The sequence below is a fragment of the Psychrobacter sp. UBA6739 genome, from assembly GCF_002453835.1.
In the GTDB taxonomy this organism is placed as follows: Bacteria; Pseudomonadota; Gammaproteobacteria; order Pseudomonadales; family Moraxellaceae; genus Psychrobacter; species Psychrobacter immobilis_A.
In genome coordinates, this window is the sequence record NZ_DKHR01000018.1 from 33,621 (window position 1) to 48,301 (window position 14,681).

At 44.5% G+C, this 14,681-nt stretch carries 13 protein-coding genes; 4 read left to right on the top strand and 9 right to left on the bottom strand.

Going from position 1 to position 14,681, the window contains the following annotated elements; translation table 11 throughout:
- Positions 1-203: 203 nt before the first annotated feature.
- The 9 genes from B2575_RS04245 to B2575_RS04285 form a co-directional block, all read right to left on the bottom strand.
- Positions 204-2,405: a PhoX family protein gene (locus B2575_RS04245; protein ID WP_198329620.1), complete on the bottom strand. Its 2,202-nt coding sequence runs from the start codon at positions 2,403-2,405 to the stop codon at positions 204-206.
- A 249-nt stretch (positions 2,406-2,654) separates the two neighbouring features.
- A complete protein-coding gene (locus tag B2575_RS04250) occupies positions 2,655-3,299 on the bottom strand; it encodes a fumarylacetoacetate hydrolase family protein (protein ID WP_227697625.1) in 645 nt (214 codons plus the stop codon).
- Positions 3,300-3,571: 272 nt separating this feature from the next.
- The gene (locus tag B2575_RS04255; protein ID WP_045443544.1) at positions 3,572-4,297 is read right to left on the bottom strand and encodes an ABC transporter permease; all 726 of its coding nucleotides are present in this window, start codon (positions 4,295-4,297) and stop codon (positions 3,572-3,574) included.
- Positions 4,298-4,309: 12 nt separating this feature from the next.
- A complete protein-coding gene (locus tag B2575_RS04260) occupies positions 4,310-5,044 on the bottom strand; it encodes an ABC transporter permease (RefSeq protein WP_045453595.1) in 735 nt (244 codons plus the stop codon).
- Between the two features lie 458 nt (positions 5,045-5,502).
- Positions 5,503-6,414, bottom strand: a complete 912-nt coding sequence (locus B2575_RS04265) for an ABC transporter substrate-binding protein (protein ID WP_414707416.1) — start codon at positions 6,412-6,414, stop codon at positions 5,503-5,505.
- Between the two features lie 102 nt (positions 6,415-6,516).
- Entirely contained in the window at positions 6,517-7,443 is a 927-nt protein-coding gene (locus B2575_RS04270) for a transporter substrate-binding domain-containing protein (protein WP_109590919.1), read from the bottom strand.
- Between the two features lie 32 nt (positions 7,444-7,475).
- Positions 7,476-8,276 carry a transporter substrate-binding domain-containing protein gene (locus B2575_RS04275; RefSeq protein ID WP_173936682.1) on the bottom strand — a complete coding sequence of 267 codons (801 nt, stop codon included), beginning with the start codon at positions 8,274-8,276 and terminating at the stop codon, positions 7,476-7,478.
- 311 nt (positions 8,277-8,587) lie between these two features.
- The gene (locus tag B2575_RS04280; RefSeq protein ID WP_045443533.1) at positions 8,588-9,385 is read right to left on the bottom strand and encodes an ABC transporter ATP-binding protein; all 798 of its coding nucleotides are present in this window, start codon (positions 9,383-9,385) and stop codon (positions 8,588-8,590) included.
- A 383-nt stretch (positions 9,386-9,768) separates the two neighbouring features.
- The gene (locus B2575_RS04285; RefSeq protein ID WP_250163658.1) at positions 9,769-10,092 is read right to left on the bottom strand and encodes a hypothetical protein; all 324 of its coding nucleotides are present in this window, start codon (positions 10,090-10,092) and stop codon (positions 9,769-9,771) included.
- A 449-nt stretch (positions 10,093-10,541) separates the two neighbouring features.
- On the opposite strand from B2575_RS04285, the gene B2575_RS04290 reads away from it, so the two are divergent.
- The 4 genes from B2575_RS04290 to gltS all read left to right on the top strand — a co-directional run bounded on the left by B2575_RS04290 (position 10,542) and on the right by gltS (position 14,529).
- Entirely contained in the window at positions 10,542-11,843 is a 1,302-nt protein-coding gene (locus B2575_RS04290) for a glutamate-5-semialdehyde dehydrogenase (RefSeq protein WP_201604682.1), read from the top strand.
- A gap of 181 nt (positions 11,844-12,024) precedes the next feature.
- The gene (locus B2575_RS04295) at positions 12,025-12,795 is read left to right on the top strand and encodes a ribonuclease domain-containing protein (RefSeq protein ID WP_296240315.1); all 771 of its coding nucleotides are present in this window, start codon (positions 12,025-12,027) and stop codon (positions 12,793-12,795) included.
- A gap of 1 nt (position 12,796) precedes the next feature.
- Entirely contained in the window at positions 12,797-13,165 is a 369-nt protein-coding gene (locus B2575_RS04300) for a barstar family protein (protein ID WP_045453580.1), read from the top strand.
- Between the two features lie 89 nt (positions 13,166-13,254).
- Positions 13,255-14,529 (top strand): sodium/glutamate symporter, encoded by a 1,275-nt coding sequence (gltS, locus tag B2575_RS04305; RefSeq protein ID WP_296240316.1) that lies wholly within the window; start codon positions 13,255-13,257, stop codon positions 14,527-14,529.
- Positions 14,530-14,681: the final 152 nt, after the last annotated feature.

A 14,681-nucleotide genomic window follows, 5' to 3' on the forward strand; every position in this document is an offset into this window, starting at 1 on the left:
AGGATTTTCCATACTATCCTGTAATTGTCATAAACAGAAGAGAATGATTTAACTATCAAGTATCTTTATTGTCAAAGAAAGGCGCTATCCTTTAATACCAATGCTTGCATATTAATAACTATCCTCCAAAATACAAAATCCCAAGCCATGACTTGGGATTTTTTTGTTGAGAAAGACACATCATTACTCATGCAAATGTCTAACTAGACAAACGACTCTGCCAGTATGACGTCGCCATCTTCACGCGTAATCATTACGGTCGCTGAGCGCGGCGTACTGCCTCCAGCAATAGCGCCCCAAGTATTACCCGGATGCTGAATATTGATAAATAAGGTTTTAAAGTCAGGAGCCATGGTAATACCTGTGACTTCACAGCCTTCAGGACCGACAAAAAAACGTTTGATATTGTCATTACTAGCAGGCATCCCAACTCGTGTTTGTTGTCCTGCTGAGGTCGTTATGGCTGTCCCATCACTGACTTTACCCGGCAGCGCCGCCAGTAACATACAGCTGGTGGTATCGGTATAAGCGCCATCATCGGTCTGAATCCACAATACGCCACGTGGATCAAAGTACAAACCATCGGGAGAAGACAAATCATTGCTATCATTTAACTGTGACAAATTTTCTGCGGCCAGATCATAAGGCGTAGCAAACAGATAAATATCCCACTCAAAACTCATGGCCGCATGATCACCACCTGCTTCTGCCCAGCGAATGATATGACCGTTGTCATTACCTGCCGCTTTTTCACCTGCCTGATAGCTACGCGGATTAGAGGCTGACACAGGTTGATCTTCGCGTACGCCGCGGTATTTATTATTGGTCAATGTGACGTACACCTCACCAGTCATAGGGCTAACCGACACCCACTCTGGTCGATCCATTTTGGTGGCGCCGACCACATCTGCTGCGGCACGAGCAAAAACCAACACCTCATCCTGTCCATTAAAAGGCAATACCGTATTGGAAGCATCCAGTCCGTTTTGACTATGGACGAGTGCTTTCCACTCACCGCTGCCATCTTCATTAAAGATAGCAACATAGAGCGTCCCATCATTCAAATATTTATCGCCCGCTTTTAAGCCACCACCGATATCACTATTTGACCATGTGGCTTTGGAGACAAACTTATAAATATATTCGCCGCGAGCATCATCGCCCATATAAAAAACCACCGGTTTGCCTTGTTCAACGGGCGCATAAGCACAGTTTTCATGGGCAAAACGTCCCAGTGCCGTACGTTTTTGCGGCATAGAGTTTTGGTCAAACGGGTCAATTTCGGTGATATAGCCAAAGGTATTAAAGCCATTACGATAATCGTCAGCAGCACTGGTACCGACGGCGGTCATATCCCAGCGCGAAAATTCATCGGCTATCTTGGCATCTTTGGCTTCAGGTGTGTGCCACAGATACTCCCAGCCTGGGAAATCCTCTGTTGCACCGTAGCGCTCGCGACCATAGTTTTGCCCATCACTTAATTGGCTAGCATCTTGCCCACGGGCGAATACCCCTAAAAAGTTCTCTTCGGTGGTCAGATAGGTGCCCCAAGGTGACAAACCTGCACCGCAGTTATTATTGATGCCGCGCGTCTGAAAGCCTGTCGGATCAAACTTAGTCTTGACCAAATCAGAGCCAGCAACGGGCCCTGTTAACTGCGCCGTACTACTACTCGTGAGACGGCGATTATATTTCGAATCAGCCACCATCTCATAACCCTTACCATCAGTACGTTTGGTCATCTCGACCACCGCAACACCATGGCAATTAACCTCACGGCGCACATCACTAGCAAGTCGACGATTTTTAAAGATGGGCGCGGCGTTGTTATCTTGGATCACATGATAGCCAAACGGACTCAGCTCATTACTGTTTACATATTCATGATTCATCACTAGCAGCCCATTCTCTGCCGCTTTGGCATCATAAGCGCCGCCCTTTTTACCAAAGAACCACATGCCATCATGGTTATCACCCATGCGCCATTCGAATGACTCTGCCGACTGCTCTCGGTTGTCTTTCCAATCATCGATACCAGATATCAGCGGCGTACCAAGTGGTAATATCATCTCGGCTTTATAGCCTGCTGCCACGCTCATCGTTTCGGCAGTTGAATGCGCCACTGCCGTAAATTTCAAAGTCTCAGGACGTTTGAGATCGCCCTGTGCAGGGATAGCCGCGTTATTATCAGTATTGTTGATAGGACTGCTGTCATCATCATCGCTACAGCCAACCAAAGGTAGCGCCCCAAAAAAAGCCGCCGCCGTCAATCCTGTGCCACCCTTTAGGATACTACGACGATTTAAACGACGACTAATAATGGTTTGAAAATCGATATTGTCAGTCGGATTAGAGTCTTCAACGACTTCATGGGCAAGTGGTTGTTTATTATTCAATAATGTCATTATCAGTCACCTTGCTGTTAGGCTGGATTGGCGGAGAGTTGGTCGCGGCTTTACAATTATCACTACAAAAATACGAATTACGCCTAAGTCTACCGAGAGTTTATGACAGAACGTTGAAACATAGATGACAGTCTCATGACAGCACTGTGTAAGCACCTCATAAAACGAAAAAATCCCAAGCGTTAACTTGGGATTTTTTGATAGCGTCGCTGCATTTGACGACTGATAAAATAGTACTGCTATAAAAATTTATTGAACCTGCGCCTGCCATTCATGGGCACCGAGCTTCAATTTTAACGCATCGCCTGCTTGTAATATGCCAACGCCGCTTGGCGTTCCAGTCATAATCACGTCACCTGCTTGTAAGCTAAAGGCATGGCTAATCTCTGCCAGCAATTCATAAACTGGGAATAGCATCAAAGCACTATCACCATCTTGCTTCAGCTCATCATTTATATAAAGCTGATATTCGACATGACTAAAATCACCAAACGCTTGCGGATCAATCCAATCGGCAAGTACACAGGCACCATCAAAACACTTAGCACGCTCCCATGGATGACCTTTCTCTTTGAGCTTACTTTGCAAGTCACGTAAGGTCAAATCCAGCCCCAAAGTCACGCCACCAATCGCTTGCTGTGCTTGTTCAAGCGTGGCTGCCGATAAGTCTGCTGCTAATTGTACACACAGCTCAGCTTCATAATGGGTCTCACCATATATCGCTGGATTGGGACGGACGATATCATGACGCACACTGACCAATGACGATGCTGGTTTCATAAATAAGATGGGTGATTTTGGTATCTCATTGCCAAGCTCGCGGGCGTGCTCCGCATAGTTACGACCGACACAGACCACCTTGCCGATGGATGCACGTACGCTATCGTTAACCATTGCGATGCTCGCGTCATCATTGACGCTGGCAGCAATCGCATTGATTAAAGACATATGGGGTGATTGGCTCATACTAGGCACTCACAGCAGATTATTGATAGGTTGGTCATACATACTGCACTATCTGTCGCTATTTTTCTAGGGCTTATCTTCATTTTAAAAGTAGCCATAAAAATGAGATAAATGGCAGTTAAACAAAAGAATAGCGGGTTAATATTAAGATATTAACCCGCTATTTCATTGATTTTTTAGCATTATTTTGAGCCAAACCATTAAGGTATGGTGTTGGTCATTACATCAGGCGGTACATAGCTTGTGTGGCGATTCATTCTTTTTTCAAACAACCTAAAGCTAAACAAAATCACCCATGATAATAAAAGGTAAATAATACCAGCAGCGAAGAACAGCTCCATCAAGGTATAAGTTCGCGCACTAATGGTTCGAGCGACACCCGTGATATCCATCAAAGCGATGGTTGACGCAAGCGCACTGCCTTTTAGCATAAAGATCACTTCATTGCTGTAGGCTGGAATGACAATACCAAAGGCACGGGGTAAGGTAATACGCGTAAGCTTTTGCCATTTCGACATACCGATAGCGTCAGCTGCTTCGAGCTCACCAACAGGAATGGTCTGAATCGCACCGCGAATGATTTCTGCCAAATAAGCACTGGTATTCATGGTAAAGGCAATGATGGCACACCAATACGCTTGACTGAGCACAGGTTCCCATAAGAACGAATTCCGTATAGCCTCAAACTGTCCTAGACCATAATAAATCAAAAATATCTGTACCAGCAGTGGCGTGCCACGGAAGAAGAAGATATAAGAAAATGGTAGTATCTGTACCAGCCAGTTTTTTGACAAGCGCAACTGGGCTAAAACCAAACCAAAAAATAGACCGATAATACCTGAGATAACTACCAGCTGTACGGTCAATACTGCCCCGTTTAATAAATCAGGAATACTATCAAAAATGACCTGCCAATTCCAATCCATAGTATCTCTCCTCTATCCTATGGTCGATTGACGGTGGGTTGACTGACGGCTCAGCTTTTTAGCGTAGCGTGCCGCTGGATTGGCGCGCCATTCGAGCCACATCATAAAACCAGTAATCAACATGGTTAAACCCAGATAAATAATCGCCGCTGCCATATAAAAAGTAAATGGCTGCTGCGTTGATTGGGCGGCACGTGATGCCTGATACATGATGTCTTTGAGACCCACGACCGATACCAATGCGGTATCTTTGAGCAACACCAAAAACAAATTGCCCAATCCTGGCAACGCAATCTGCCAAACTTGTGGCAAAGTAATGCGATAAAACGTCTGGAAAGGACGCATACCAATCGCTTGCGCCGCCTCCTTCTGCCCTATTGGAATCTCTTGGATCGACATGCGAAAAATTTCAGTCGCATAAGCGCCAAACGCGATAGACAACGCCATCACGCCACCCCAAAAGGCACTGATCTCAACATATTCGTTATAGCCGAATTTTTTGAGAATCGTCATCAGCAGCATAGAGCCACCGTAATAGATAAACAATACCAATAGCAACTCTGGAATACCGCGCATTGTCGCCGTATATACAGTCGCAATTTTACGCAGCAGCCAGACATTGGACAGCTTAGCTGTGGCACCGAGCAGCCCTAAAGCCATGCCAATGACTAAACTGGTCATGGCAAGCTTGATGGTGACGGTAGCGCCGCTCAGTAGTAGCGCGCCAAATCCTTGTAAATCAAACACAATTATCCACTCAGTCTCTTTATATTAGCAATTTGCAAAATATGAGTTAAAAGAATCAGCATCAATCGCTGAGCGCTGCTGATAAGCGTATTTTATACCAAATAGACCTTGGTGCTTTGCGTCATAGATCGACGTCAAATCAATACGATTATTGCGGCGGAAATTGACACAGTAGAAATGAGCGCTGATTTTATCATATTCGCTGCCAGCTATGTTAATACTCACACGTAAAAGCAGTGCTTAAATAGACGCTTATCTTCTTAAAAACACATTAGATTAGTCATATTTTTACAAACCGAACAGTCAATATCACAAGACCGAACTATTTTTTATAAAAAACAAAAAAAGGATATCGCTATTGAAGCAATACCCTTCCTATGAAATGGAATTCAAATTAACCTATTAAAAATCACCATTCTCACGGTTACGACGCAACAGTACTAAATGTATTTTAAGACTTATTCAGCAGGTTTTTCTGCCGGCTCAGTAGTGACCGTTGAGCTTGACGCTGGAATCGCAAAATATTTTTGATTGATTTTATCGTAAGTGCCATCGGCTTTAATATTGACCAATGACTTATTAATTTTTGTTTGCAATGCATCGCCTGGACGCACCGCGATGGCAAAATTATCATTGATGTCAATCTCTTGACCTTTGAGCGCATACTGACTGCCTGAGGTGGAGCCAAGCCATTCTAGCGCTGGCAGCTTATCAGACACCATCGCATCAACACGATTCGAACCCAAATCCAAAAACGCATTACTTAGCGTGTCATAAAGCTTCATGTCAGCATTCGGATAAACCTTTTCTAACCACTGCGAAGAAATGGTCGAGCGCTGAGCGGCAATAGAATGCGCATTGATATCATCGCTATTATTGGGATCGAAGCTGCTGTCTTTTTTGGCCAAAAACACCAAGGTATTGCTAAAGTACGGCTCTGTAAAGCTGACTTGTTGCTCACGCTCAGGCGTCACCGACATGGCGGCCACAATCGCATCGTACTTACCCGCTTTTAGACCCGGGATGATACCGTCCCAATCTTGCGCTGTGATTTCACATGTTACCTTCATATCGGCACAGATAGCATTGGCAATATCAACATCAAAACCACCAAGGGTGCCATCCGCATTGGTATAGTTAAAGGGAGCATAAGCGCCTTCGGTACCAATACGCAAGACATCACCCGTCGCTGCGGTCTCAGCGGCGTCTGGGCTGACATCATCATTTGCATCATTTTGACCATTGCTACACCCTACTAAGGTTAAAAGCGCCGCCATCGCAAGCAAGGGCGCTGAAAAACGTCGCGCCTTGATGCCATTGATAACGGATGCGTTCGCGATTGCACGGTGTTGGTCAAAATGGTTGTTCATGATCATCCTTGGGGTTTGTGAGTAAAGTAACACTCATCTCTATGAGTGAATATCGCCATACGTGACAGCCATATCAGCCGAGCACAGAGATGAGCTATGATATTAGTTAGTCGCCGCTTCAGCTGATTCTTCTTTCACTTCAACAGCATCATCACCTTCAACCACCATCACTTCTTTTACGTCGGTGGTTGCCACGGCTTTTTGCGCAGCAGCAGTAGAGCTGGTGCCAAAATAGCTGCCTGTGATTTGGTCATAAGTACCGTTTTCTTTTAATTCAGCCAACGCTTTATTGAACTTAGCGACCAATGGATCGCCTTTACGAAGCGCGATACCCATGGCATCTTCGTCGGTGCTGATTTCTTGTCCTTTTACTTCATAATCTTTGCCAGCATCCGTTTTTAGCCAATCGATGCCAGTGACTTTATCGGACATCATTGCCCGTACGCGACCTGAAGTCAGATCCAGATACGCATTGTCCTGGGTATCATAAAGCTTGATATCAGCATCTGCATGTTCATCCTGCAAGTACTGTGAAGCGACGGTTGAGCGCTGTGAGGCAATGGGCTGACCTTTTAATGCATCGACGCGAATGTCATCACCTTTTTTACCAATCAAGATAATGCCAGTGTGAAAGTACGGGTCAGTGAATTCAACCACTTCTTTACGCTCAGGCGTGATCGACATACCTGCGATAATTGCATCGAATTTTTGGGCATTTAGACCAGGAATGAGACCATCCCAATCTTGTGAGATGACTTCACATTTTGCTTTCATTTGTGCACACAGAGCGTCGACCAGCTCAATCTCATAACCAATTAACTTGCCATCAGCATCGGTATAACTGAACGGCTTATAGCTTGATTCGGTGGCAATTTTTATGTTCATAGGTGCATCGGCTGTGGTGTCAGCTGCCGCCCCATCTTCTGGCGTGGCGCTATTATTACAACCAGCCAGCATAAGCATCGCGGCACTTAATGGCGCAAGCCAAAGCGCCTTAGTTTTTAATGATGATGTCATTGATATTGTCATGTTTGCTATTCCTTCATTTTTCAATCAGAAGATTATTGACCAAAGTTCGCTTGCTCAAGACGTGCCAGCTCACCGTTACTACGGATTTCGCTGAGTGCTTTATTAAAGTCGTCTCTGAGTGCGTCACCTTTACGAACAGCAATGGCAATATTGTCGTCATTGTCAATTTCGTCACCAACGATACCAAAGCCTTCAGGGTTGTCTGCCAACCATGATTTGGCAGAGACTTTTTCCGCCAATACTGCATCGCTACGACCAGACTTTAGATCCAGATAAGCATTGTCATAATTGTCATACAACTGCACAGTATTGCCGTCTTTGCCTTCATAGTTATCTTGTAAATAAGCGCCAGGCGTGGTTGAACGTTGACCACCAAGTGTCAAGTTTTTGATCGCCATAGGATCAAAACTGCCTTTGGTATCGGTCAGCCAAACCATCGTATTGGCAAAGTAAGGCTCGGTAAAGTCGACTTTTTCTTGACGCTCAGGTGTAATAGACATACCCGCAATCACTGCATCATATTTTTGTGCTAAAAGACCCGGAATAATACCATCCCAATCTTGAGCGACGATTTCACATTTGGCTTGCATCTGTTTACACAAGGCATTGGCAACGTCAATATCGTAGCCTGCCAAGCTGCCATCAGCATTGGTGTAGTTAAAAGGAGGATAAGCACCTTCGGTCGCGATACGAATGGTCTTGCCAGCCGTTTCTGCTGCAGTGGCGTCAGTGTTGCTATCAGTAGTTTCATTAGCCGGTTGACTACAGGCGCTCAGCATCAATGCGGCGGTAACGGTCATCGATGACCACAATAGGCGAGAATTCGACATCATACATTCCTTAAATTCTGATGGGTTTTTAATGTAGGGTTCTGATATTTTGTTCTCTGACGTCCCTGCCAGACAAGCAATATAGATAGCAGAATACACAAGCAGCCGTCATTATCGACCACCTGTAAACCTTTTGATAATACCTGAGTAAAATATCAAAAACAAACGTTTTACATACCGACTGTTATTAACGAGTAATAAACGGTCAACGCTGCTTACTAAGCAGTAATTTTATGCTTAAAATAAAATGACGATAGGGTGGTAAGAATATTACCACCCCATTTTTGCATATAAAACGGATACTAAATACGAGGCTAGTTCTGACGATGCGATGCCATAAAGTCTTTGACACGCTCAGAGGTAGGATTATCAAAAACTTGCTCAGGCGTGCCAATCTCTTCAATCACGCCTTGATGCAAGAACACCACTTTGCTTGATACTTCTCTCGCAAAACGCATCTCATGGGTGACGATAAGCATAGTACGCCCCTCTTCTGCCAACTCACGCATGACAGCGAGCACTTCATTGACCAGCTCAGGATCTAAGGCTGAAGTTGGCTCATCGAATAGTAGCACCTGTGGCTGCATGGCAAGGGCACGGGCAATAGCGACACGCTGACGCTGACCGCCAGATAAATTCGCTGGATAGGCGTCTTTTTTATCAAGCAAACCGACTTTATCGAGCAGTTTTTCAGCATCGCTAATGGCTTGATCTTTTTTAATCTTTAAAACCTGCGTTGGTCCTTCGATGATGTTTTGCAAAATCGTTTTGTGCGGCCACAAGTTAAAGTTTTGGAAGACAAAACCCACGCGCGCGCGCAAGTTTTCCAATTGCTTAATATCGACCGCTTGCAGCTCACCTGACTTGGCAGGCTTGAGCATCAGCTCATCATTACCGATAATAATACGACCTTGATTGGGCTTTTCAAGCAAATTAATGCAGCGCAGCAAGGTAGATTTACCTGAGCCTGATGAGCCCAAAATAGAGATGACATCACCGTCATATGCGGTAAGGGACACTCCTTTTAGCACTGCCAATGAGCCATAGCTTTTATGGACGTCTTGTAAATCTAAGGCGATAGGCCGAGTCGGATCTTTTGCAATATCAAGCATGGTTCAGCAGACTTCCAATAAATATGAGTGAAAACACGAATAAAAATAAATAAAAAATAGCGGCATAGGCAGCATAAATAGTATCAGCATCAATCATAGCATTATTGTGATAAGGCTATGATTCGTGACACAAATAGAAAAAATGTCATATTGTCTCTTATTACACAGCAAAAAGGCAAATCCTGTATTGAACCAGATGCTCAATCAGTGGTAAATAAATATTAATAAGACACTAAATAGCTAACACAAAAAAGCCCAGACTGTATTTACAGCGCTGAGCCTTATTTTATCACTTTCGTGTACTGGGCGTAGTTTTATCTGATTATCTAGTTTTATTCGCTTATATCATCAACTAATGATAATCAGTTAATCAAGATAGCGATTTAATACGTTGAGACATGTTCTTCGCTCTCAGTGCCGTCCAGCACTTCGGCGTCATCTGCTGTTGCCACCGCCACATCATCATTACTACCCACTGCCATGCCATCATCGGCGCTAGCAACTGCAATATCATCGCCATCGCCTGCTGTCGCAACACCAGTAGCTTCATCCTCTACTGCTGTTTGTGCATCAACGGCTGGATCAGTTTCCATAGGGGCTTCTTCTTTCTTACCGCAAGCGCCCAATGTCAATGCCGCAGCAACCAAACCAACTGTTAGCAAGCTTTTACGCGTGGTGTTGTCGATAGTGTCATTTCTAATAGCCATTTTTATTCTCCATCATTATTTCATTTATTGAATTGTATTTGACGAGCAGCCATTCGTACATGAATGTCTGCCCTTTAATTGCTTTTTGATGCACCGTTAAGCTCTACTATACGTATGATTAATGCTAGCTACCTTAGTAGTTACAACGCAGTTCTGTTAAAACCACGTAACCGCAAACTTGCGTTTTTGCTTTCTCTGAAGTGATGTTTGTATCATGAAATGGCAAGGACTCAGTAATGGTAAAGTCAGTAAAATGACGCGACGACAATGCTCATAAACGCTATGTAAAGCAGGCACTGTTCACAAAATCATCTTTACTATCGCCTCAATCTCCTCTATGTTAAATAGCATAATACCTGACAGGTATCAAAATCATCTTTTTGCCACATTTTCGCCTTTTTGGGCGCTTTCATTTGCTTAAAACATTTATAACATAAGGAAAATAATTTATGAGTCAATCGAATACCACAGACGTTACTGCGTATATGCAAGCTGTCGGCAAACAGGCACGAGCTGCTTCTCGTGTGCTGGCTGCGGCAAACACTGGTGACAAAAACTCAGCATTAATGGCGATTCATGATGTGTTAAAAGAGGCCAAATCAGATATTTTGGCCGCCAATAAAATCGATATGGATAATGGACAAAACAACGATTTAGAGGCAGCCTTACTGGATCGCTTAGCGCTAAATGATGCCCGCTTTGACGGCATGCTCCAAGGATTAAAAGACGTCGCTTCATTACCAGATCCCATCGGCGAAGTCACTGACATGACCTATCAGCCATCAGGGATTCATTTGGGTAAAATGCGGGTGCCGCTCGGCGTGGTCGGCATGATTTATGAGTCGCGCCCTAACGTGACCTTAGAAGCGGCTTCATTGGCGCTAAAATCAGGCAACGCTATTATCTTGCGCGGCGGCTCTGAAGCGTTTGAATCCAATCAAGCGATTGCCAAGTGTATCTTGGAAGGACTACAAAAAGTCGGGCTGTCTGAGCACAGTGTGCAAGTATTACAAACGACAGATCGTGCTGCTGTCGGCGAGCTGATCACCATGACAGACTATGTTGATGTCATTGTCCCACGCGGTGGCAAAGGATTGATTGAGCGTATCAGCCGCGATGCTCGCGTTCCTGTCATCAAGCATTTAGATGGCAACTGCCATACCTTTATCGATAGTGATGCGAATGCCGAAATCGCCATCAAGGTCAGCGTCAATGCAAAAACCCATCGCTACGGTACGTGTAATACTATGGAGACGCTATTGATCGACGAATCAGTCGCGGGTGCGCTATTGCCAAAGATTGCCGAAGCCATCATCGCCGCTGATGATGCGATGCAATTGCGCCTTGATGACAAGTCGCAAGCCATCTTAAATGACAATGCTAAGCTTGCTGGTCATCTGTCTGCAGCCACTGCTGAGGATTGGGATACCGAATATTTAGCGCCTATCTTAGCGGTAAAAGTTTTGTCAGGTATTGACGAAGCCATTGAACATATCAACACTCATGGCAGCCATCATACCGACGTTATCATCACCGACAACTATACCAAGTCGCAACGTTTTATCCGTGAAGTCGACTCAGCGAGCGTCATGATTAACGCCTCTAGCCGTTTTGCTGATGGCTTTGAGTATGGATTGGGTGCTGAGATTGGCATCTCGACCGATAAAATCCACGCTCGTGGCCCAGTAGGACTTGAAGGTCTCACCTCACAGAAATGGATCGTTTATGGTCATGGTGAGACTCGCGCCTAACGTCTTATCGCTTAGCCTATCATCCACTCTCTGATTTAACGTATAATCCACAAAAAAACGCCAGCTCAATTGCTGGCGTTTTTTAGTAGTGTCAAATATGTTATATATGCGGTATTAAAACCATATGTATGGTAGAAGTCATGCGGCACGATAATGAAACAAGCGATAGGAAAGTGGGCTTATGCAGAGTGGTAAAATCAAGCACTGGAATTCAGATAAAGGCTATGGCTTTATCGATGTAGACAACCAAAGTGAAGACGTGTTTTTTCATGTGAGTAAAGTGCGATTATCACAGCCGATAACCGTTGGTCAAAGCGTCTATTTTAATAGTGAGCGTAATGATAAAAACCAACTACGAGCCACTGAAGTCACTTCCAACGAATTGAGTATTTTAGCCACTCCAGACTCAAATATAACCAATCACTATTCAAATACTAGCAGCCGACACACCGCTATTGATAATAACAAAAACCCGCGACACACTACCCGTGACAATCGCCATAGTCAGCGTGGCAATCAAAACAAGAGAAGCTTAGGCTCTACCCTATTTAGTTTGATTGCCCTTATTGCCGTTGCTGTTTACTTTTTTGGTGATTTGTCGTCTGGGTTTTTGACCAATAGTATTGACCCAACAGCGGTATCACAAACCTCATCCGAGACCCAGCCAGTAAAGACAAGCGGCATCACGGGCGATGCTCAGATAGACAATACCATTGCCCTTATTCAAGGAGGCGGGCCTTTTCCTTATCCTCATAAAGATGGCACGACATTTTATAATCGTGAGGGCAGATTGCCCGCGCAGTCGCAAGGCTACTACCGCGAATATACCGTGCCGACCCCTGGCGTGTCACATCGCGGTGCACGGCGTATCGTCACAGGTGGTCATCCGCCGACCATGTATTACTTAACCGTTGATCATTATGATAGCTTTCGCAGACTGGACGTAAAATAATATGAGTAAAGCCATCCACTATATTAATCTGGGTTTTGACCAAGATATTAACCAAAAAACTACAGCACTAAATGCTAGCATGCCCGCTCAGACTGTTAACATACCGGTAGACGAGATACTCAATAAAACCACATTATTAACAAACTTAGCCAATGCCTGTGATTTTCCCAGCTATTTTTCACATAACTGGGATAGCGCATGGGACTGTTTAACGGACAGCGAAGTGACTCACCTGATGCTGGATCTAACAGCGGTGAAAAAAATAAACACCGAAGATTTTAATGTTTTCAAAAGTATCATTGAAGATGCCTACAGAGATTTTGGCAAGCCGCAATTATGGGTTATTATGCCGTCCGTGGATGATGCCTAGTCGCCAATCACCACACAAACCTGAATTCGAGATAAAACCATATTTATCCCGAATTCAGGTTAATTTATTTTTATAGAAAGGATTAATATATGGAAATTACCCTAAACGGCTATTACACGCTGATACTAGCCACTCTAGTGCTGCTGCTTGGGCGCTTTTTGGTCAAGAAAATTAAATTCTTAGAAGATTTTAACATTCCAGAGCCTGTTGCTGGTGGTTTGGTCGCAGCAATAGTGGTCTATATTCTAAATATCATTTGGGGATATAGTTTTAACTTTCATCAAGGATTACAGACGGCGACCATGCTTATGTTTTTTGCCTCTATTGGTTTGAGTGCTGATTTTAGTAGACTCAAAGCCGGTGGTACGCCATTGTTGATTTTTACCATCGTTGTGTCCGTTTTTATCGTCTTGCAAGATGTCGTTGGTGTGGCCATGGCAAGCGCGTTGGGACTTGATCCACTACTTGGATTAGTGACAGGTTCTATCGCCCTGACTGGTGGTCACGGTACGGCAGGCGCTTGGGGTATCACCTTGGAGCAAGATTACGGTGTGGTCGGTGCAACGACGCTTGGTATCGCCGTTGCTACCTATGGCTTAGTCGCTGGTGGTATCATTGGTGGCCCTGTTGCCCGTCGCCTGATTCAAAAGCTGGGGTTAAAACCAACACCTGCCAATCCCAATCCTAGTGATATCGAAAAAGTCGCTGGTGCGCAGTCGCTTTATAGCACCAAACACGATGAAGATTCAGCGAGTAGTAATAAAGAAATTTTCGAAAGACCTGATAGCATGCGCTTTATCACCGCCTCTTCTACTATTGAGACATTGGCATTGTTTGCCACAGCGTTGGCCTTCGCCGATGTCATGACGCTTGTTGCCCAAGGCACGTGGTTTGAGCTACCTACCTTCGTTTGGGCGTTGGCAGGTGGTGTGATTATTCGTAATGTCTTAACCACTATCTTTAATTTTGATATGTTTGATCGCTCTATCGACGTATTTGGTAACGCTTCTTTGAGTCTGTTCTTAGCCATGGCGCTGCTGTCATTGAAGCTATGGCAGCTGACTGATTTGGCAGGCCCTGTGTTGATTATCTTACTGGTACAGACGGTCATTATGGTTGTTTATGTCTATTTCATAACCTTTAAGGTGATGGGTAAAGACTATGATGCAGCGGTCTTGTCAGCTGGACATTGTGGTTTTGGTATGGGTGCGACGCCTACGGCGATTGCCAATATGCAGGCGGTCACGGATCGCTATCTGCCTTCGCCTAAGGCGTTTTTGATTGTGCCAATGGTTGGTGCATTCTTTGTCGATATCGTCAACGCGACGATCTTGCAGATATTTACTAAACTGCCGTTTATGTAATTTTATAAGCAATAAAGTCGAATTAACCTGAATAAGGCTGGGCTACGCTATCGTAACCCAGCCTTTTTATTGGTTATTCAACCTTCCTATAAAGGTATGATTGAACTAAGCTAGATCATTACCTAGTATTGAGAGAATGATATGAGTAAAGA

Bases quoted from the DNA above. Each gene is read 5' to 3' on its own strand.
- B2575_RS04245 (WP_198329620.1), bottom strand. From the start codon at position 2,405: ATGACATTATTGAATAATAAACAACCACTTGCCCATGAAGTCGTTGAA.
- B2575_RS04250 (WP_227697625.1), bottom strand. From the start codon at position 3,299: ATGGTTAACGATAGCGTACGTGCATCCATCGGCAAGGTGGTCTGTGTC.
- B2575_RS04255 (WP_045443544.1), bottom strand. From the start codon at position 4,297: ATGGATTGGAATTGGCAGGTCATTTTTGATAGTATTCCTGATTTATTA.
- B2575_RS04265 (WP_414707416.1), bottom strand. From the start codon at position 6,414: ATGAACAACCATTTTGACCAACACCGTGCAATCGCGAACGCATCCGTT.
- B2575_RS04270 (WP_109590919.1), bottom strand. From the start codon at position 7,443: ATGACAATATCAATGACATCATCATTAAAAACTAAGGCGCTTTGGCTT.
- B2575_RS04275 (WP_173936682.1), bottom strand. From the start codon at position 8,276: ATGATGTCGAATTCTCGCCTATTGTGGTCATCGATGACCGTTACCGCC.
- B2575_RS04280 (WP_045443533.1), bottom strand. From the start codon at position 9,385: ATGCTTGATATTGCAAAAGATCCGACTCGGCCTATCGCCTTAGATTTA.
- B2575_RS04285 (WP_250163658.1), bottom strand. From the start codon at position 10,092: ATGGCTATTAGAAATGACACTATCGACAACACCACGCGTAAAAGCTTG.
- B2575_RS04290 (WP_201604682.1), top strand. From the start codon at position 10,542: ATGAGTCAATCGAATACCACAGACGTTACTGCGTATATGCAAGCTGTC.
- B2575_RS04295 (WP_296240315.1), top strand. From the start codon at position 12,025: ATGCAGAGTGGTAAAATCAAGCACTGGAATTCAGATAAAGGCTATGGC.
- B2575_RS04300 (WP_045453580.1), top strand. From the start codon at position 12,797: ATGAGTAAAGCCATCCACTATATTAATCTGGGTTTTGACCAAGATATT.
- gltS (WP_296240316.1), top strand. From the start codon at position 13,255: ATGGAAATTACCCTAAACGGCTATTACACGCTGATACTAGCCACTCTA.